Annotated in this window: 13 protein-coding genes; 7 read left to right on the top strand and 6 right to left on the bottom strand. The window is 57.7% G+C overall.

Annotated elements, in window-relative coordinates:
* Window positions 1–63 precede the first annotated feature (63 nt).
* The 6 genes from FDY93_RS16150 to FDY93_RS16125 form a co-directional block, all read right to left on the bottom strand.
* Window positions 64–996 (bottom strand): 2-dehydro-3-deoxygalactonokinase, encoded by a 933-nt coding sequence (locus tag FDY93_RS16150; protein ID WP_138236799.1) that lies wholly within the window; start codon window positions 994–996, stop codon window positions 64–66.
* Window positions 996–1,178: a hypothetical protein gene (locus tag FDY93_RS16145; RefSeq protein ID WP_138236798.1), complete on the bottom strand. Its 183-nt coding sequence runs from the start codon at window positions 1,176–1,178 to the stop codon at window positions 996–998. Before FDY93_RS16145 ends, FDY93_RS16150 begins: the two co-directional genes overlap by 1 nt.
* A gap of 117 nt (window positions 1,179–1,295) precedes the next feature.
* Window positions 1,296–4,193: a glycoside hydrolase family 31 protein gene (locus tag FDY93_RS16140; RefSeq protein ID WP_138236797.1), complete on the bottom strand. Its 2,898-nt coding sequence runs from the start codon at window positions 4,191–4,193 to the stop codon at window positions 1,296–1,298.
* Window positions 4,194–4,434: 241 nt separating this feature from the next.
* A complete protein-coding gene (locus tag FDY93_RS16135; RefSeq protein WP_138236869.1) occupies window positions 4,435–6,123 on the bottom strand; it encodes a GH35 family beta-galactosidase in 1,689 nt (562 codons plus the stop codon).
* A 70-nt stretch (window positions 6,124–6,193) separates the two neighbouring features.
* The gene (locus FDY93_RS16130; RefSeq protein WP_138236796.1) at window positions 6,194–9,088 is read right to left on the bottom strand and encodes a TonB-dependent receptor; all 2,895 of its coding nucleotides are present in this window, start codon (window positions 9,086–9,088) and stop codon (window positions 6,194–6,196) included.
* Between the two features lie 66 nt (window positions 9,089–9,154).
* Entirely contained in the window at window positions 9,155–11,710 is a 2,556-nt protein-coding gene (locus FDY93_RS16125; RefSeq protein ID WP_138236795.1) for a glycoside hydrolase family 95 protein, read from the bottom strand.
* A 281-nt stretch (window positions 11,711–11,991) separates the two neighbouring features.
* Between FDY93_RS16125 and FDY93_RS16120 the strand changes: the two genes are divergently transcribed.
* The 7 genes from FDY93_RS16120 to FDY93_RS16090 all read left to right on the top strand — a co-directional run bounded on the left by FDY93_RS16120 (window position 11,992) and on the right by FDY93_RS16090 (window position 19,557).
* Window positions 11,992–12,729: a FadR/GntR family transcriptional regulator gene (locus FDY93_RS16120; RefSeq protein ID WP_138236794.1), complete on the top strand. Its 738-nt coding sequence runs from the start codon at window positions 11,992–11,994 to the stop codon at window positions 12,727–12,729.
* A 105-nt stretch (window positions 12,730–12,834) separates the two neighbouring features.
* Window positions 12,835–14,214 carry an alanine/glycine:cation symporter family protein gene (locus tag FDY93_RS16115; RefSeq protein WP_138236793.1) on the top strand — a complete coding sequence of 460 codons (1,380 nt, stop codon included), beginning with the start codon at window positions 12,835–12,837 and terminating at the stop codon, window positions 14,212–14,214.
* 201 nt (window positions 14,215–14,415) lie between these two features.
* On the top strand, window positions 14,416–15,024 hold the full coding sequence (locus tag FDY93_RS16110; RefSeq protein WP_138236792.1) for a bactofilin family protein: 609 nt from the start codon (window positions 14,416–14,418) through the stop codon (window positions 15,022–15,024).
* An 86-nt stretch (window positions 15,025–15,110) separates the two neighbouring features.
* Window positions 15,111–16,322: a class I SAM-dependent methyltransferase gene (locus FDY93_RS16105; RefSeq protein ID WP_138236791.1), complete on the top strand. Its 1,212-nt coding sequence runs from the start codon at window positions 15,111–15,113 to the stop codon at window positions 16,320–16,322.
* A 54-nt stretch (window positions 16,323–16,376) separates the two neighbouring features.
* Window positions 16,377–17,738, top strand: a complete 1,362-nt coding sequence (locus FDY93_RS16100) for a hypothetical protein (RefSeq protein WP_138236790.1) — start codon at window positions 16,377–16,379, stop codon at window positions 17,736–17,738.
* Complete coding sequence (locus tag FDY93_RS16095; RefSeq protein ID WP_138236789.1) at window positions 17,738–18,460, top strand: OmpA/MotB family protein; 723 nt, start codon at window positions 17,738–17,740, stop codon at window positions 18,458–18,460. The genes FDY93_RS16100 and FDY93_RS16095 overlap by 1 nt, the downstream gene beginning before the upstream one ends.
* The gene (locus FDY93_RS16090; protein ID WP_138236788.1) at window positions 18,460–19,557 is read left to right on the top strand and encodes a hypothetical protein; all 1,098 of its coding nucleotides are present in this window, start codon (window positions 18,460–18,462) and stop codon (window positions 19,555–19,557) included. Before FDY93_RS16095 ends, FDY93_RS16090 begins: the two co-directional genes overlap by 1 nt.
* Window positions 19,558–19,600 lie beyond the last annotated feature (43 nt).

The raw sequence follows: 19,600 nt of genomic DNA, 5'->3' as shown, positions 1-19,600 counted from the left end.
TGCCTCATTGCTGTTTATTGTTATTCATCTAATTTAAATTTCCTGTCTCCCAGCATCGCAGGCTTATCCTGAAATCACGGCTTTCCGACCGGATACAGGGTTGTTAACGGTGCCGGCGGCGCAGATCCGGGCGATACCGCAGGTAACCGCCCGCGCTGGGTCCAGTGTGCGCAACTTGAGATCGAAGAAAGTCGCCGCCAACTGATAGAGTGTTGCCAATGGTTCGTCGCCTATTAAAAGGAGTTCGCTATTGGCATCAAACAGTTTACGGCCATGGATGAACTCACTTCCAATCAGGATACCCGAGAGGTAAGCGGACATGGACTGTCCACTGGTGTCCTCACAGAGAGTGCGGGTGCGGGCGGAAAATATCTGGTTCAGCAGACCTCCGGCGCTGGTACTTTGCGACAGTCCATGCTGGAAGCTCTCGTGGTGGTGATGCGCAGGGTCGAGCACCGCGCCGATGGAACTGTGATGGTGCAGCAGTGCGTACATTTCTCCGGTAAAAAAAGTGGCGAAATCATGAATGCACCCATCCTGCACCCGCACCCATTTACTGTGCGTGCCCGGAAGAATAACCAGAGTATTGGGGTTGTCCGTTTCGCTAATGGCGCCCAGTACCTGGCATTCCTCACCCCGCATCACATCGGGAATTCCCGCGGGTGTGAGGCAGCGCATACCCGGTATCATAAAAACGTTGTGCTCACCGGGTATTGGCAACAGACCGCGAAAGAGCGCATCCGGAGGGGCCGGGCTTGCCACATAGGGTACTTCATACCAACCTGTGCGGCTGCCTATCATGCCGCAGAGATAAACAGGAATATCCGGCCACAGGGACTGCCAGTCTCCGCAGAATTCCCGCAGTATATTGCTGTAGTTACCTTCACAATTGTGTACGCCACGGGGCGCTATCCGGCGCTCTGCAATTCTTTCATGCTCGTCGATAAGGTACGCGCGGAAATTCGTCGTACCCCAGTCCACTACAATCCTTTGCATTAGGTGCGCTCCCTATCCATCGCCGGCACCCGGTTCAGACTCGTAATCTCCGCTCTACCGCGAACAGTGCCGGAGTTCCGCCCGGTGCTGCCGTGGAGTATTTCATCCGGCCCCGCTTCATCCAGTCGCTGTCCGGTGGCTTCGTAGGAAGGCTGGAAGGCGGAGGTCAGGGTTGTTTTCATATTGGGCCTTCATTATCAAGGGCGACGGCTTTGCGGGCGTATTCCAGCCCGGGCCTGGCGTTCCCTTTGCGGATAGAGCCGGAGCTTTCTGCCAGGCAGAAAGCTCCGGCTCGTGGGTTATCCGCGTGGTATGGTTACTGGTTTGCCGCTGTAGCGAATGGTTTGTGCGGAATTGCTATCCAGATTGGACGGGGTGTCGCTCTGGGTGATCCAGCGGATATTGATGGTGCGCTCTTTGGCCATGCCATCGAAGCTGCCGCTGCGCTCGCCGATCGTGAGCTCACTCTTGGCCTCGTTGTAGCTGACGGGGATACGTGACCACTCACCCTTTTCGTAACCGTAGCTCTTGCCATCGTCTTCGTAGATTTCGAAGCTGCCGTCGGCACCAGTGAACACGTTCAGGGTGAGCGGAGTATTGATACTTTCCGCAGTGCTCTGGATTTCCGGGCCAGTGGGCAGGATGCTGCCGGCTTTCACGAATAGCGGCATTTGGGTGTAGGGAGCTTCGGCGTCAATCGTCTGGCCGCCGGAGTACTTTTTGCCACTGTTGAAGTCGTACCAGTCGCTGCCAGCAGGCAGGTAGACGTCCCGGGAGCGCGCGCCGAACTCAGTGACCGGATTCACCAGCAGGGCAGGGCCGAACATATACTGGCTGTTGATATCGCGCACATTCGGATCAGCACCGAAGTCCATCGCCAGGCCGCGCATCATGGTGCTGTCCTTGTGGTGCGCGTCGCCGGCCAGGGTGTAGATATAAGGCATCAGGCGGTAGCGCAGTTTGGTGTACTCCACCATGCTGTTGTAGGTGTCGCTGCCCTGGTCGGCGAGGTTGAAAATCTCGCGGTAGGGATTCTGGCCGTGGGCGCGGAACAGTGGCGTAAACGCGCCGAACTGGAACCAGCGCAGATTCAGCTCCTGCCACTCCTGCTGTTCGCTCTTGGCCATCTCCTTGTAATTGCCCACTGTGATATCGCCGTTGTAACGGAAGCGGTCTTCCGGGGTGAAGCCGCCGATATCAAAGGTCCAGTAGGGCATGCCCGCCATGCCAACACCGATGCCCGCGGCGATCTGCTCTTCCAGATTGGACCAGCGGGAAACCACGTCGCCGCTCCAGATCGCCGAACCAGTGCGTTGAATACCGCCAAAGCCGGAGCGGGTCAGGATAAACGCGCGTTTGTCGCCGTCTGTTTTACGTTCACCCTGATACACGGTTTCCGCGTGGGGCAGGGCGTAGGCGTTAAACATCTCCGCGCCGGTGCCCATGGCATTGGGCGTGATCAGATCTTTGCGGTGTTTGAAGCTCAGGTTCGAGTGAATATCGGGTTCAACCGCATCCAGCCACCATGCATCGAAGCCGACAGTGTTGAGCTTGTCGCGAATCTGGCCCCAGTAGATTTCCCTGCACTCGGGGTTGTAGGCATCGTAAAACGTATTCAGATAGCCGCTGCCGATCCAGTCGAGGTTTTTCTCCTCAATATTCTTGTTGAACATACAGCCGCGGACGTTGAGCTGCTTGTAGTTTTCCGTGGTGGGATAGAACTTTGGCCACACGGAAATCATGATGTTGGCATCCAGCTCATGTACCCGGTCCACCATTGCTTTTGCATCCGGGAAAAATTCTTCATCGAAGTCGTGGCTGCCCCAGGCATCTTCCGGCCAGTAAGACCAGTCAAGCACGATATTGTCGATGGGAATCTTGCGTTCGCGATACTCCTCCAGTGCGCCCAGCAGTTCGTCCTGGGATTTGTAGCGCTCTCGGCTCTGCCAGAAACCGAAGGCCCATTTGGGCAGCATGGTGGCCTTGCCGGTGAGCTCGCGATAACCGGAGATTACGTCGTCCTTGTTGTCACCGACGACGAAATAGTAGTCCACCGCTTTACCGGTATCCGCAGTAAACGACAGCTCCTGCTGCTCCTGTTCAGACAGCGGACCGTGTTGCAGCAGGCGCATGTAGCCGTCCTGTGGCTGCCAGTCCAGATTCAATGCGTACTTTTTCCCCGCCTGTAGATCCACCTCCGCATTGTGGTACCAGGGGTTCCAGTTCATGCGCCAGCGGTTCAACAGTTCCTCACCATCAAGTGAAAGAGTCGCGTAACCGGAAGAGTACATTTTGAATTCGTGTTCACCGCTAGCGGTGGGCTCGATACTGCCGGTCCACTGGATGCGCAGGTCTTTCGCGTCTGCAACTTCCTCCGGAAGCGGGATTTCCCGCACGCTGGCGTGGGACAGGAACTGATAGTTGAGGTCCGCTTCCGAGCGCTCCAGTTTTAATTCGTCGCCGTCGTAGTAGCGCGCGGTGAGTCCGCCGGGTTCGCCCTTGGCATCGTATAGTTTGAAACCCTCCGGCAGCGGCTGGGGGGGGAGTGGATCGCCGATGCGGCTGATACCGGTGTTGTTCCACAGCAGGCCGTAGTTGCGGCTGGATACCAGATAGGGAATCGCGATTTCCAGATTGTAGGTGGTAAGTTCGATGTTCTCACCCCGATAGTTCACCCGCCCGTCCTGTTGTTGGCCGAGACCGTAGAAGGCTTCGCCGTCGAGCGGCTGGAAACGCTGGCGGAAGGAGTGAGAATCCGGGTCGATGGGTCCCGGTTCGTTTATCACTCGTGCCATGCTGCGGCCGGCCTCGGTCAGCAAGGAAACACCTCGGGCATCTTTGAATTCCACCATACCGGTGGCGAGCGAGACTTCCGCGGACAATTCCGCGGTTTTGACAACCAGTTCGCCGTTTTCTTCGGTCAGCGTAAATGCGATGTCTTTCGGTTGCGCGGTGACCATCAAGGTATCCGGCAGATTACTGAAATCCTGCTGCGGAGTGGCCGAGACGCGGATGATGTCTTGGTCGATGACCTGCAGGCGAACTTTCTTGAATTCGCTGCCTTGCAGCGTCACCACCGCGCCGTGAGGTGTTTTTTCCCAGCTGGAGATCTTTGTGTCCTGCTTTCCCTCACAGCCGTAAAGTGCCGGAAAAAGCGCAAGAGCGAGCAATGAGTTTTTCGGTTTGAAGTTTTTCATGGTCTTCCCGTTTTTATTTTCTGTTCTATAAATTTCTGAGCACTTGTAGGAGCCTGCTTGCAGGCGAATTTTCGGACCTCATACCAAGCAACCATCCATGGAGCCGCCGCCGGCCCGGCCATCCGTGGCCGGCCGCTGATCATAGCGGCGAGCAGTGCTCGCCAAACGCTAAGATCAGCCTTGCAAGCCGGCTCCTACAGGGTGCGTAGCGGCGCCGCGGTGGGTATCCACCATCCAGCGTTCAATCAGTCTTGTACTTGGCGAGTTTCACCTTCAGCACATGTGGCTGATATATAAAATTCAGTCCCCAATCGGTCTGGTCTCCATTCCACACCCGCTCGAATACCCACTCACCATTTTCGAAATGCCCTTCCTCCACGCGCTCGAAGGTGTATTGCTCTCCATCCAACGCCTGGCTTGGAGAAAAACTCACCCGCGCGCGGTAGCCAACCACCAGATATTCATCCTTGCCGAGCTCCGCGATCACCGCGCCGCCGGAGGCGGGGTTGTTGCCCTTGGGTGGGTCGATCCAGAAGGCCGGGCGACCGTAGGTGATTTCCGCGGTCCAATCGCCAAGATTCTGGCGCTGGGTGTAATCTTCCGGGGCGCGTGTCTCTTTGATTTCCTCATCGCTGCCTTTCGCATTCCACAGAGCCTTGTCCGGCGCGTAGGTATCCACCGGCTCGGAAAAGCCCCAGGTGCGGTTGTTCAGGCTTATTTCCGCCCATTCGGATCCCATTGCGCCGAAGACCTTGTACAGTTCTGCAAAAGGCTTGATGACCTTCTCGTCCATGGTCTCCGCACCCAGGGGGTAGTTGGAGTACTTGGTGTTGTCCATTCCGAAGGGTGCGAAGCCGAGGGCGCCGTGGCCGAGGGCGTCGAAGAAATAGCGCACGTAGGGCTGGTCGTTGCCGATTTCGGCGATGTACAGCGGATTGTCCTCGCGGGCATAGAGGTCCATGACGCGGGTGGCGGTCTTGTGGTCGCGGAAATAGATATCTGGCGCAACAAGGTCGATATGCGGCGCGGCGGACTTCCAGATATGGATTACATTATCGGTGGCGCCGCCACTGGAATATTGACCGGGTTCACCGGGATTGTAGGGGTTTCGCAGTGCCACGTTCACATACATGGGCAGCGGGTATTCCTTCTTGCCAGCCTCGGCGATTTCATCCACAAAGCGTCCGATATGCCAGGCGTGAAAAAATTCATCCGCGTCTTTGCCAAATACCTCGCGCCAGGTTCCCGCTTCTTTACTGATGTCTGTCAGCAGTTTTCCCGGAACCGGCTGCTGAAAGATTTTTTCCGCTGTTTCGGAATAGTCGCGTGCGGAACCATAGGTGCCCACTTCATTCTGTACCTGCACCATGATCACCGTGCGTTGTCTGTCCACTTTTTTAAGGTGGCGCATCAGCTGCACGAATGCCTTCTTGTCTGCCTCCAGCGTGCTGCGATAGTGAGGTGACAGGGAGTTCAGGGTTTTTCCCTCTGGAGTTTTTACCCGGGGAAAGCGCTGATTGTCGAGCTTCACCCATCCCGGTGCGTAGTGCGGGGCGTTATTTTTCCAGGTGGCGAACCACAGCAGCACCAACCGCACATCCCTGTCTCGTGCCTGCGCGATCACGGTATCCACAAAGGAAAAATCGAACTTACCCTCCTGCGGTTCTACCTGCTCCCACGCGACAGGAATGACCAGGGTGTTCGCGTGCATTTGTTCCACTACTGGCCACACATCCGGTAGTGCGGCTGTATAGTTGGCGGAGTTGTTGGTTTGGGCCGCCAGTAGCAGGAAGGGCTTTCCGTCGACCATCAGGGCGTGACGCCCGTCGTTGCTGCGGATTTCGGGAATAGTACTGGTCGCATGGGGTGAAATAGTGCACATCCATCCGATGCAGAATAAGAAGAAAATTTTATTGGCGGGTATTTTCATTTTGTCCACAATTGTTCCTGCCGGAAAAAACGGGGCTCCATGGAGCCCCATTTTCCAGTTTCACGTTTACTTAAAAATGTGCACTCATACGCAGAATGTACGTGGTGTCATTAACGTAGGAGCTGGTGTGGTCGCCGGCCGCATTCTGGTCCGCGATCAACACAGTTTCCGCATTGCCAATATTGATGGCCTGCAGGCTGAGCGCCAGGTTATCGTTGATATGGTATTCAACGGAGGCATCCAGCTGACCATAGTCATCGTTGTACACCGGCAATCGCCACAGACCGTTGACGTCGCCGTTGAAGCCGTTCTGACCGACGCCCATCAGGAATCGGCTGCGCCAGTTGTAGGCAAGGCGGGCAGAGAAGGGGCCTTTCTCATACATGGCCGTCAGGTTGTACGCATCCTGTGAAATACCGGTGAACGGTAGATCCGCGTAGCTGGAGAAATCCGTATCGACGGGTTGTGACACGTCCTCCAGCTCCATTTTGCTGTCGATGTAGGTGTAGGTTGCGTCTATGCCGAGACCGTTGAACGGCTCGGGTAGCTGGTCGAAGAACATCTTCCAGCCCAGTTCCGCGCCTTGCAGGGTGCCGCTGCCGTTGTTGGTGGGGCGGGCGACGCTGTAGTTCCAGCCGCCGTATTCTTCTATGACAAATTCCCGGCTGATCAGGTCGCTAATGTCTTTATAGAAGACGTTGATGTGCGCCATACCGCCGCGATCATTGAAATACCACTCCAGCGACACGTCGAACTGATCTGCCATAGTAGGTTTCAGATTCGGGTTGTCGTAGAGATCTGCTGTCAGCAGGAAGTCGCTCAGTTCCGGTTGGTCTTCCAGTGTCATTCCGCCGGGAAGATCTGCACTGAGTTGTTGGTAGGCCTGCAGTTCTCCATAGGCGGGGCGGGTCATGGCACGGGCCGCAGCGAAGCGCATTTGCAGTTCTTCGCTTAACTCGACTTTTACATTCATGCTGGGCAATGCGCGGGTGTATTTATTGTCCACATCCAGTGGTTGTGGTGCGTTGTAAAAACCCTGGCTACCCATAGAGTCTGTGGATGTTGACGGAAAGATAGTCGACCCACTGGTGGACATATCGGTATTTACGACCCGAACACCGATATTACCGCTGACCGGATACTGGAGGTTATCCCAGCCAAAGTATGTCATGGCATACACCGCACTGGTCTTTTCATCCAGTAGGTTGGTGTATGCAACGTCATTGATATCGCGGATGGCGCGCAGGCCCTGCCCGCAGCGGTCGGGACACAGGAAGTTTCCGGAATCTGCTGCTTGCTGGTGCAGGTCGAGGAAGGATTGTGGGAAGCCGGCGGCCAGCGCGATGTTGGGTGTCATGAATACGCCGGGATGGGTGCCCTTACCGCGGTAAAAATTATCCAGGGTATTGAGGGAGAGCTGGCTTGCGTCGGCGGAGGGCATGGGGGCCATTCCATCCAATGCCCACCAACGCATCCACTGCTGGTAAATCGGTTGCCAGTCGTAACCCGTGTCGTGATTCTCCGATGTGACGTCGGTAAAACGTACACCGAACTTCACACCCTGGATCGCGCCGGCTTCGAAATCATACTTTGCATCCAACCGAAGCGCCGTTTCCTCCGCTTCGTTGTCGGTGCGGTTGTCCATGGTGAACGCCATGTAATAGTTGGAGGGGTCCCCCAACAATTCGCTATTGGTGCGCATCTGCGGGCGCTCACCGGTCAGGTCGACTTCCAGGTAGTCCAGTTCGATACCGGTGGCAACGGTGGCATCTAGGCTTCTGGTTTCCGCCATCACGTGTTGCAGGTCGAAATTGAAACTCCAGCTGTCGTTGGGCTGCCAGGTCAGGTTGTAGGACAGGTCGGTGGTCTCTGATTCCCGATCCTGGAAGCGGGCGGCGGCCCCCATGGGGATAGCGCCGGTTGTGGAGGCGAGCCGGCCCTGTTGAAAAACACCATTTTCGTCATAGCTGAATTCTGTTCCCTCTGCGGGCACAATATCCAGAGGCCAGTTGTCCACAAAGATGGAACTTTCATCCCAGAATTCGGCGTACTGACTGTTGAACACCTGAAAGGACATCTCGGTGGTGTCATTTACACGCCACTGGACTACCCCGTAGGTGCCTTGGCGCTCGCGATCGAATTCATAGCTGCGCCAGTCGGCGCCACGGGGGATGTAGACGGTCTGGCCGTCGACGATGTTGTCGCGTGGGAAGAAAGCCCGGGTGTACACACCGTCGGTTCTGGTGGCGGCTTCCGAATAGGCGAAGTCGAGCAGTACACCAACTTCCCCCACGCCAGTATTCCAGCGGTTACTGAACAACGCGGAGCCGGACGGGCTGGTTTTTTCTACGAAATCACCGTAGTTGCCTTCGACGGTAAATGACAGTTCCTGGCCGTCGTAATCAAACGGCTTCTTGGTGCGCAGATTGATGGAGCCACCGAGGCCGCCTTCGATCAGGTCCGCGCTCTGGTTTTTGTAAACATCGACACCGGCCATCAGTTCCGGCGGTACGTCCTGGAAGCTGAGTGCGCGCCCGCCATCGGCGGTAAAGCTGTCGCGGCCATTCAGTTCACTGCGCACCATGGTGAGGCCGCGCACCATTACGCCTGAGCCTTCCGCGGAGAAGTGCTCCGGATCACCGAGGGTTTTGAAGCGTGTGATACTCACGCCGGGAATGCGTTGCAAAGCTTCGGTCACACTTCGGTCCGGCAGCTTGCCGATGTCGGAAGCCACAATCGAATCAACGATCTGGTCGGCATCGCGTTTAAGATCCTGGGCCGACATGATGCTGAGACGTTGGCCAGTCACCTGAATTTCTTCGACCGATTTGTCGGCTTCTGTCTGATCTTTACCTTCTTCTTGCGCCCATGCTACAGATCCCAGCGCCATCAGGGAAATCCCGGAGGCGACGCGAATGTAGTGGTACAGGCGGTTTCTGGTGAATGTTTTTTTATAGTTATACATCTCTCTTCTCCCATCTTTGTGGTTAAGTTGTTACAACTCTAAGACGTTTTGGTACCACACTTTCAACTACTTCTCTCCGGCCTTTTTCTGCTGTAATGATTGGCGGCTGAGGAGGTAGCTTCTTCCGGCCCTGGCGGAGAAACTGCGGCGTTTGCCTTTTCCATCCAGGGCAAGAATTTCTTTGCTGCTGGCGTCGCGCAGCGTGTATTCAGCGTCCGCATTTTGCGGAAGCTGCAGTTCAATCGTTCTATCGTGGCCGGCGGTAAATCGGGCTTCGTTCAACCGGTTTGCACGCCAGTGCAAATCCACGGTGATGTCGCCGCGCGCGCGCAGGCCGGTAACACTGCCGTCGTCCCAGGCTTTGGGCAGGGCGGGCAGCAGTTGAATGGTGTTGTCGTTGGATTGAATCAGCATTTCCGCCATGGCGGCCGTCGCGCCGAAGTTGCCGTCGATCTGAAACGGTGGGTGAGTGCTCCACAGGTTGGGATGGGTGCTGTCCCGCAGTTGCGCGGCGAGGATCTTGTGGGCGCGGTCGCCATCGTGCAGATGTGCCCAGAGGGCCACTTTCCAGGCGCGACTCCAGCCGGTACCAGCATCGCCGCGGGCTTGCAGGGATACCCGCGCGGCGTCCAGCAGGCTGGGGGTTTGCTCGCCAATCTCGTCACCAGGAAACAGGGCGTAGAGCTGGGAGACGTGGCGGTGCTGGCTGTGCGGATCGTCGAGATCCTGTTTCCACTCCTGCAGTTGCCCCCAGTTGCCAACGCGCAGGCCGGGGTCGAGGTTTTCCAGCGCGCGATTGAGTTTGCCGACGAAGGCGGTGTCGCCCAGCCGCGAGGCGGCATCGCGGGTGTTTTTGAGCAGCTCCTGAACCAGCTGCTGTGACATGGCGGCGCCCGCAGTAAATTCGCCGTGCTCCGGTGAGTAGCTTGGGGAAACCACCAGTTTCCCATCCCGCGGGTCGGTCACCAGTCCGTCTAACCACACAAGTGCCGCACCTTTCATGACCGGATAGGCGCGTTCGCGCAGGAAATCGTCGTCGTTATTGAAGCGGTAGTGTTCGTAATAGTGATCTGCGAGCCAGGCGCCGGCCTCGGGTTGCCAGAAGGCGGTGGGCCATTCGATGACGCCGGTGAAGCCCCAGATATTGGTGTTCAGGAACAGGGTCCAGCCGCGGGTCCCGAGGAGTTTTTCCGCGGCTACGCTACCGGGTTTTTGCAGACTGTCGATAAAGTCGAACAGCGGGGCGGTGGTTTCCGCCAGGTTGGTGACCTCCGCCGGCCAGTAATTCATCTGCAGGTTGATGTTGGCGTGGTAGTCGGCATTCCACGGCGGCGTGGCGGAGTTGTTCCACACCCCCTGCAGGTTGGCAGGCAGGGAGCCTGCGCGGGAGCTGCTGATCAGCAGGTAGCGGCCGTACTGGAAGTAGAGTTGTTCCAGGGCGCGGTCGAGTGTTGCGTCGCCTGCGCCGTAGCTTTTCAGCCACTGGTCGATTGGCGGCGCGGGCGCTGTAGGAGCCTGCTTGCAGGCGAACCCCGCGGGTGCCGTTGATTGCTCGCCTGCAGGCAGGTTCCTACAGGGAGTGTTCAGAGAAAAATCGACGCGGGCGAAGAGCTCGCGATAGTCGGCGATATGGGTATCGCGCAGGGCCGCGTAGCCGCCCTCAATCACTTTGCTGCTGGCCCGGTCCAGGCGCGCCTGTACCTTTCTGTGGGGATGTGCGCCGCGGTAGCGCGGGTAGTCCGCTGCATATTCGGTACCCGCGGCAATAAGCAGGGTGGCACTGTTGGCGCCGCGGACGGTCAGCTTGCCGCTTTCTCCGGTCTCTATCCGGCCGCCGTCGGTCAGCAGCTGCAGTTGGGTTTCGTAGCCGAGGCCGTTGTCGTGCAGCCTGCCGGAAACGGTAATGCGGTCGTGTTCGATTTTCCGCTGCACACTGCGATTGTCGGGGATGTCGAGGCCGGCGGAGAAATCGAGGCTGGCGGGTGTATCGGCGCGCAGGTGTACGGCGATGATCTGGTCCGGATAGCTGGCGAGATATTCGCGGGTATAGCGGATACCATTGGTGGTGTAACTGACCTTTGCCAAGGCACTGTCGAGGTCCAGAACGCGGCGGTAATCGTGCACCTGTTCACCGTGGGCGAACTCCAGCACAAGGTCGCCGAAGCTCTGATAGTTGCCGTATGCCGTGACCTGGTTGCCGAGGACCGTTGCCACCCGCTCCGGTGGCAGCTGGCCTTGGCGAGCGAGTTCGCTGCGTATTTCGGTGAGTGCGGTGGCGCGGGGCTCGCGCGGCAGGCCGAAGTCGTAGCCCTGCGCGGGATTGTCTTTTGCCCCGGGGCCGCCGGTCCAAAGGGTTTTTTCGTTGAACTGCAGGGTGTCGCGGCGTATGCCGCCCTGAACCGCGGCACCGAGGGCACCGTTGCCGATAGGCAGGGACTCGGTTTCCCAGTCGTGCGCGGGATGATCAAACCGGATCTGCAGTGGTGAACCACCGGTCGCAGGCAGCTCGCTGCCGAATACGGAATTGGCAACAATACCGGCAAGCAGGCACAGGGCCGCCAGGGGGTGGGCGAGCGGCGTCGTCAAATTTCCCACGGAATGGTGGAAGGCATCTCGATTCATCGCTGAGTCACTGTATTTACTGTTTTTATAACGTGTGACGTCTGGTGCGCACTGGGCGCGCCGGCCCGGGTCTCTGCCCGGATTCTGATGAAAGTATCACCGCGTGTAATCGTTTACAATATTTATCGCAATTATATGCTAAATTGTTTGGCGGCTATTCTTACAGGACTTTCAGCGTCGTTTTCTCGACGCGCGCTTTGCGCCACAGGTAACTTCTGGACTTGGCGCCGATAGCGATATTTGTCATATTTATTCCACAACAAGAATCATGAGGCTGAACCGTGGACAGTAACCACAGCGGACGCAATCTGACCCAGCAACTGGTGCACACTCTCGGGGAGGCCATTGCCAGCGGGCGCTACCTGCCCGGCGACGGCCTGCCCAGCGAGGCCAGCCTGTGCGAGGAATACGGCATCAGCCGCAGTGCCACCCGCGAGGCGATCAAGATGCTCACCGCCAAGGGCTTGATCAGCTCGCGTCCGCGTCAGGGAATTCGCGTGCAGACGCGCGCGCGCTGGAACCTGTTCGACCCGGACGTGCTCGGCTGGATACTGCGTGCCAGCCCCACGCTGGAAATGCTGCGCGAATTCATGCAGCTGCGTATGGCGATTGAGAAGGAGGCAGCGGCGCTGGCGGCCGCGGAACAGGACCGCGAGGGTATTGCCGGTATTGAAGCGGCGCTGGCGCGGATGAAGGCCGCAGAGGAGGGGCTAGGCGATTCGGTGGAGGCGGATATCGCCTTCCATATCAATATTCTCAATGCCACTAATAATCCTTTCTATATCCAGCTCAGCAGCTTTATCGAGACCGCGCTGCGGGTGAGTATCCGCTACACCAACCGCATCAAGGGGGTTGAGACCGCGAGCTACGCCAACCACAAGCGGTTGTATGATGCGATCGAGCGCGGCGATGCGGCGGGTGCGAGCGGCGCCTCCGCGGCCATGCAGTCCGAGGCGCTGGCGCTGATCGAAAGCCGCCTGTCGATGCGGATGGCGGAAGTGGATTCCGCCCTGGGGTGAAACGATGACGGCGTGAACACAACGTCGATGTGACCGCGCCGGTTTGAGATTCCCATCTGTTTGCGAGAGCATTGCCAGTTTCGTCACTGGAAATGCTTTAGCGTCATGTCTTTTCTCCAATCGTTTGAATCTGCCCTCGAAACCTTCGTCGCCTACGCTTGGGGCACGCCACTGCTGGTGTTGCTGGTTGGCGGCGGGTTGTTTCTGCTGATCAGCTCCCGCGCCCGTCCTTATCGCCATCTCGGCCACAGTGTCGATCTGCTGCGTGGCAAGTACGACGATCCCAATGATCCGGGCCAGGTCCCCCATCGTCAGGCGCTTTCCACCGCGCTCTCCGGCACGCTCGGTCTTGGCAATATTGCCGGCGTGGCGCTCGCGATCAGTACCGGTGGCCCCGGTGCAATTTTCTGGATGTGGGTGACAGCACTGGTGGGGGTGGCAACGAAATTTTTTACCGCGACGCTTGCGGTGATGTATCGCGGGCGCGACGGCAGTGGCGAACTGCAGGGCGGCCCCATGTATGTGATTCGCGAGGGTATGGGGAAAAAATGGCTGCCGCTCGCCTATCTGTTTGCGCTCGCTGGCCTCTGCGGCCTGCTGCCGGTGTTCCAGTCCAACCAGACGGTGCAGTTATTGCGTGAGTCTTTCGCGTTGCCGCTCGGCTGGGTGGCCGCAGAAAATCCTTTTGTATTTGATCTTTCTCTCGGTGTTGCCCTGGCCGTTGCCGCGATGGTAGTGATTGTCGGGCGCATTCAGCGTATTGGCCGTTTTGCGGTGCGCGTGGTGCCGGCCATGGTGGTGTTCTACATGGCGCTCACCCTGATCGTAATTGGTTATTTCTGGCGTGAAGTGCCCGCTGCATTTGCCCTTATCTTCACTGATGCCTTCAGCGGCCAGGCCGCCGCCGGCGGTGTGCTGGGTACCGTGGTTGCCACCGGCATCAGCCGCGGGGCATTTTCCAACGAGGCGGGGATCGGTTCAGAATCCCTCGCCCACGGTGCTGCCAAAACCACCGAGCCGGTACGGGAGGGGGTAGTGGCAATGCTGGGGCCCATTGTCGATACCCTGGTGGTGTGTACATGCACCGCGCTGGTCATTCTGCTCACCGGTGTGTGGCAGCACGGTGAGGGCGTCGAGGGGGTGTCGCTGACCGCGAGTGCATTTTCCCAGGTATTCGGGGGCTGGGGCCCGCTGTTGTTGCTGGTGATGGTGGTGCCTCTCGCATTCAGCACTATTGTTACCTACTGGTATTACGGGGTTAAGTGTTTCAATTTTCTGTTCGGCCCGCGCTGGCAGTCTGTGTACACAGGTATCTATGTTGTGCTGATTGTGCTCGGTGCGGTGGCATCGCTCAGTATCGTCAATAACATCATTATTGGCATGTACGCGGTGATGGCGATCCCGACCATGATCTCGACACTGTTGCTATCCGGAAAAGTGAACCAGGCGGCGCACGATTACTTTAGCAAAACCCCCGGCGCCTGAGCCGGGGAAGCGCGCTGTGCGCTTTTTAGGCGAATGCGGGAGGGATTCGAGTGGCGTGAAAAAAATTATTGTGAGGGTGCTCACAAAGTCAGCGCAATCATTGAAATTTGTCTTAACCGCTATGGGAACTGTTAGAGAAAAGCGCTAAAAACGTGCTTTCATTAAAAACATAATCACTCTACGGTTACTTTAGGTGGAACAATGGCTAACCCTCTCGATCCCAAGCCGGATGCGAATCTGGACTCCAACTCTTTTCTTTCCGGAATGAACGAGCGCAACGCGGGTGAGCGACCATTCGCAGAGAAACTCGATGCCGGTATGGCGAAGGACCGTTCTGTTATCGGCAAGAACATCAAGTTCCGCGGTGAGCTGATCGGAACCGAAGATCTGCATATCGAGGGTACCATTGAAGGTACCGTGATCATGGAAGGACACGACCTGTCCATCGGTCGCGAGGGTGAAATCAACGCGAATATCCATGCCCAGAACATTGTGATCAACGGCAAACTAACGGGCGATGCGCTGGCGGATGAATTGATTGAAATTCGCAACACCGCGGTGGTTAAGGGCAACCTGATTGCCCCGCGCATCCAGCTTGACGATGGCGGTAAATTCCGCGGCTCTATGGATATGGTGGATACGGATGACGAGATGAAAGCGCGTCACTCCGAGTTCAAAGACAAGCTGGTTCACCCCAACCTGCCACCGAAAGAGGAAGTGAGCGGAAAATACGCGCCGGCCAGGAAATCTTTTGCTCCGAAAGAAGGCGCCAAGGATCAGGCCAAAGAAGCGGAGCTGGCTGACAGCTGATTTTCCGCAGCAGCGCCGCCGTCATTCCCCCGGGGCGGCGCTGCATTTTAACCTCCGGCTCACGCCCAGAATTCTTGCGAAAAATAATGCAACACCGTTCTTTTGGCCTCGCAGCGTTAACGACCGAGATGGTCAAGAGCGGGGACCGAATTCTCGACCTCGGGCCACTCTCGTCCGGTACCACCCAGGCATTTCTCGGCCTCAACTGCCAGTGTCATATCGAAGACCTGGTGGAATATCTGGCGGACAGCCAATTCGCCAGTGATCCATTGGTGGCATTGGAAGAGCACCTGTTACCCAAGCCGGCCAGCCTCAAGTTTGATGTCATTCTGTGTTGGGACTTGCTGAATTTTCTTGATCTCGAGGTCATTCAGCATCTGATACGTCTACTGGAACCCCATCTCAAGCAGGGCACGATTCTTCATACCATGCGCTATACCGGCCGCCACCAGCCGCAGAAACCGCGCCGCTTCCGCCTGCTGGACAATTTTTGCTTCGAATATGTGGATGATCCGGATTACCCGCAAGTACCATCCAGGGGGCATTCCACCGTTACCCTGTTGAAATGCATGGACAGGTTCAGCCTGTTTAACTCACTGATGAAGCGTGAGGGTATGGACCAGAATGTTACTGAGCATTTTCTCGAGTATGACAGCGTGGTGTCGCGCAACCAGGTGCGCAGTGGTGGCGCGTCCGATGTGAGTGCGTATTTTCGCCATGTGCGTGATGACGAGCGCATGGCGTTTGTCGGCGTACAAAAAGCACTGGAAGTTCTGGTTGAGGAATCTTCGGTACTCGACTGTGGGCGTAAGAACGGCCGTAATATCGACGCCCTGAAGAAAAAAGTTGGCACACTGTATGTGGAGGACCTGCACGCGTCGCTGGCCTGGCGCAAAAAAATGCACGGGGAAAACAGTGGCTTCAGTGAGTCTATGTTCAGTTTTGACCCGGGTACCGGGCTCGACGGGGTCTTTCTATGGGACCTGTTGAATTTCTGCAGCCAGCAGCAGATACAGGCACTTGGCGAGCTGCTGTCGGGAAGGATGAGGCCCGGGGGCATTCTGCATTTTCTTGTATACAAATCCAGCCGACAACCGCGGCGGCCCGCCATGTTTGAAGTGTTGGAGGACGCGCGTGTCGTCGTGACAGGTTGTACCGAGGAGCGCTGCGAGCGCCGTCTGGGAAGTACCGCTGACCTTATGCGATTGCTGCCGGGTTACCGGTTGTTCAGTCATCATCTTGGGCGCCTGCCCTCCGGAGACGCCGTGCAGGAATTCGTACTGCAATTGAAGGGCTGACCGGCATTTATCATAAAAAACTACATCGAGAAGATTTCAAGAGAGATTGCCTGCATGTCTGAATTTTTGCGCTCTGTCTTTATCGCCCTGAGCCCGGATGCGGTCACCGAAGGGTTTCTGTATCTGATGTTGGGTGTGTTTGCGCTGGCGTTGCTGTGCCGGGTGCTGAGACGCGCCGGTGAGTTTGTTGAGCAGGCCCCCGGGCTGCTGACCTCGCTGGGGATCCTCGGCACGTTTACCGGGGTCATCATCGGACTGTTTGAGTTCAGCCTGCCGGACATAGACCGCAGCATCGCCAATCTGCTGGACGGACTCAAAACGGCGTTTATTACCAGTGTGTGTGGCATCGGCCTTTCCATTCTGCTGCGCGCGTTGACCCGCTTTGTTCCGATGCCGGGAGAAGACTCCGCGGTGACGGAACTTGGCGAGATCCGCACCGCCCTGCAACAGTTGCACGTTGCGCTTGTGGAAGGGCAGGAGCGTCAGATCAGACAGAGTGAAGACCAACTGGAAAATTTTTCCCTGCAGGTATCGCAGGCTCTGGTGCGTGAAATGGCGCAGGTGGTTGAGTGTTTCAACCAGCGTGTGGAGTCCCAGTTCGGCGAGAATATGACCCGCTTCGGTGAAAATTTTGCCCGCTTTGATGCCATGGTGGAAACCCTGACCCGTGAATACAAGGTGCATGAAGAGCGCGTGGAATACTGGTCTGAACACTGCGACACCGCGGTGATGGGATTGGTGCAGGTGGCGCGGGACCTGCAGCAGATTCACCAGCAGCTGGCGGAAATGCCTCAGTTCTTTGACGGACTGCAGCGCTTCGGTGATCACGCGCGCGAACAGATGCAATCACTCAACGAGCAATTGGATCGCTACCGCGGGGTGAGCGCGCAGATACAGGATGTGCTGCCACAGCTCGGCAATCGCATCGAACAGTTTGTGCAAGGGATCGACGTGGTACAACAGGTCATGACCAGCGATATGAAGCAGTCGCTGGTCAGTATTGCCAGGCAGAGCGAACTGCTGGGTGCGCAGATCGAAGCGGTTTCCGGTGCCTTCGAGAAAATGTCCAGCCTGGATGCGAACTTCATCCAGAATCTGGTGCAGGAGTCTGTGGTTACCCATCGCAATGGTATGCAGGAACTCGCCATGCAGCAGGCGCGTACGCATAAGGAGATGGTCGACGCCCTCAGTCATATCATCCGTAAAAGCATCGGCGACGCGGAGAGTTCCATCGGCAAGCAGTACCAGATGGTGGAGCGCAGGATGGAAGAGGAAATGGAGGGGGTTATCTCCGCCATGGGCCAGGCGCTGGCGACGATCAGCGGTCAGTTCACCCGCGACTACCGCCAGCTGGTGGCGCAGATGCAGCGTTTGACCCAGACCGCCGCGGAACGCGCGCACGAGGAAGTGGCCTGATGTCGTCCCGGTCCGGGTTTTTCCGTCCCGTGGGGCGCAGCCGCGGTGAGGGCGAGGCCTCGTGGATCAGCGTATCCGATCTGATGGCGGGGCTGATGATGGTGTTTCTGTGCATAGCCGTGGCGATGATGCGCTCGGTGATGATCGAGCGGGAGAAGATCCGCACCATCGCCATGTCCTACAAGGAAAACCAGCTCGCAATTTACGAAACGCTGCAGCGTGAATTTGCCGCGGATCTGCCGCGCTGGGGTGCAACCATCGACCGCGACACTCTGACGGTGGCGTTCAACAACTCCGACGCCATGTTCGACACCGGTGAAGCAACGCTGAGCGCCAGTTACCAGGTGGTTTTCGAGGAGTTTTTTCCCCGTTACATGAACGTGCTGGCCCCGTTCAAGGCGTCCATCGAGTCGGTGCGTATCGAAGGGCACACCAGTTCTGGCTGGGGGCAGTCCAGTGACCGCAACACCACGTACTTCAACAATCTGCGGTTGTCCCAGGATCGCGCGCGCTCGGTGCTGAGATATGTATATACCCTCGCTGAAGTAACCACTCACCATGCCTGGATGATGCGGAATGTGGCGGCCGTCGGATATTCCTCGTCGCGGCCGATTTACAATGGCGACGGCAGTGAGAACATCGAACAATCCAAACGAGTGGCCTTCCGCGTGATCACCAACTCCGAAACCAAGATCCACAGTATTCTCGAGGAGTCCTTTTGATGGGCCGCTGGATTCGGCATCTGGAGGCACTGACTCAGGTGGTTTCCGGTATGGGCACCTCCCGTGAAGCCCAGGCGGATTCCGTGGCTGAGCAGGAAACCGTAGACGATGCCGATGCGATTGAAACCGGCGCTGCGCCGGACACGCCGGCGGACAGTATTGAACAGGCCCTGATTCAGGGAATGGAAGTAACGCTTGGGGACCTGCAGCCGACCCGGCACGGCTGGCTCTACCGGGGCAATCCGGTGATGGTGTATGCGGTGGAGGTGGCGGTGGTGGAAGACGTGCAGGTGCGCCGGGAGTTTTTCCAGCGGATCCACCTGACCAGTTGCTGCGGCGCACTGGAAGATCCCGCACAGGTAGTGTGGATCGGCACCGCCCGCGATGCACTGGCGGCCCCGGGGCTGGATACCGCTCCCCACGCTTGTGAATACTGCCTTGCCAAGGTCAACCACCGCGGATTTCGCAGCCTGGGACCGCGGGATCGCAGCCGGGTAGCGGGGGCCCTCAGTTTCCACTGGCATGTGAACCAGTACGCGGATGAGTATTTTCCCGCAAGTGAAACCACGTTCTGGGGCCCGGGTAAACCCGTGCAACCCCTGCAGCGCATTGCGCCCGATGCCGCAGACAGCGGCACATGTGGCTTTTGCAGCTGGCAAGTGCCGCCGGGGCAGGATTGGTTTGTGCCGGTCGAGCGCGGCCTGGTACTCGGACTGTCGCTGGATGCCTGCGTGCTCTGCGCACAACAACAGGCCATGGGCGTGTTAACGCTCGCGGATACAAGCGCACTTGATGCCAGCCAGGCGCGTTGCACAGCGCTCGCTGAAAGGCTCCCGTCGGCGGAGCCCGAAGAGCAGCGCAGCTGGTCATGGGTGCACCGGCAACTGCCCTTGGCCTGGCATCCGCTATGTGAACAGCTGGAGCGGCGCCTGTCTGCCCCGGATCTTTTCCATCACTTTGCCGGTTACGAAGGTGTTGCTGTGCTGGCCTGGCCTGAGCATCGCCGCGGTATTGTCGCCACAGAAGAGGATCGGGCCAAATTGCCGGAAGGCTGGGATTTCTGGACTATGCGCAGTGTGTTGGAAAGTCTGGGCTAGGTGGAAATAAAAATGGGCAGCGAACGCTGCCCATTTCTTTGCC

Origin of the sequence: Microbulbifer harenosus (assembly GCF_005771435.1) — a bacterium.
Taxonomy (GTDB): Bacteria; Pseudomonadota; Gammaproteobacteria; order Pseudomonadales; family Cellvibrionaceae; genus Microbulbifer; species Microbulbifer harenosus.
The sequence above is the reverse complement of the archived record's forward strand: the minus strand, read 5'-3'. Positions and strand labels throughout refer to the sequence as shown.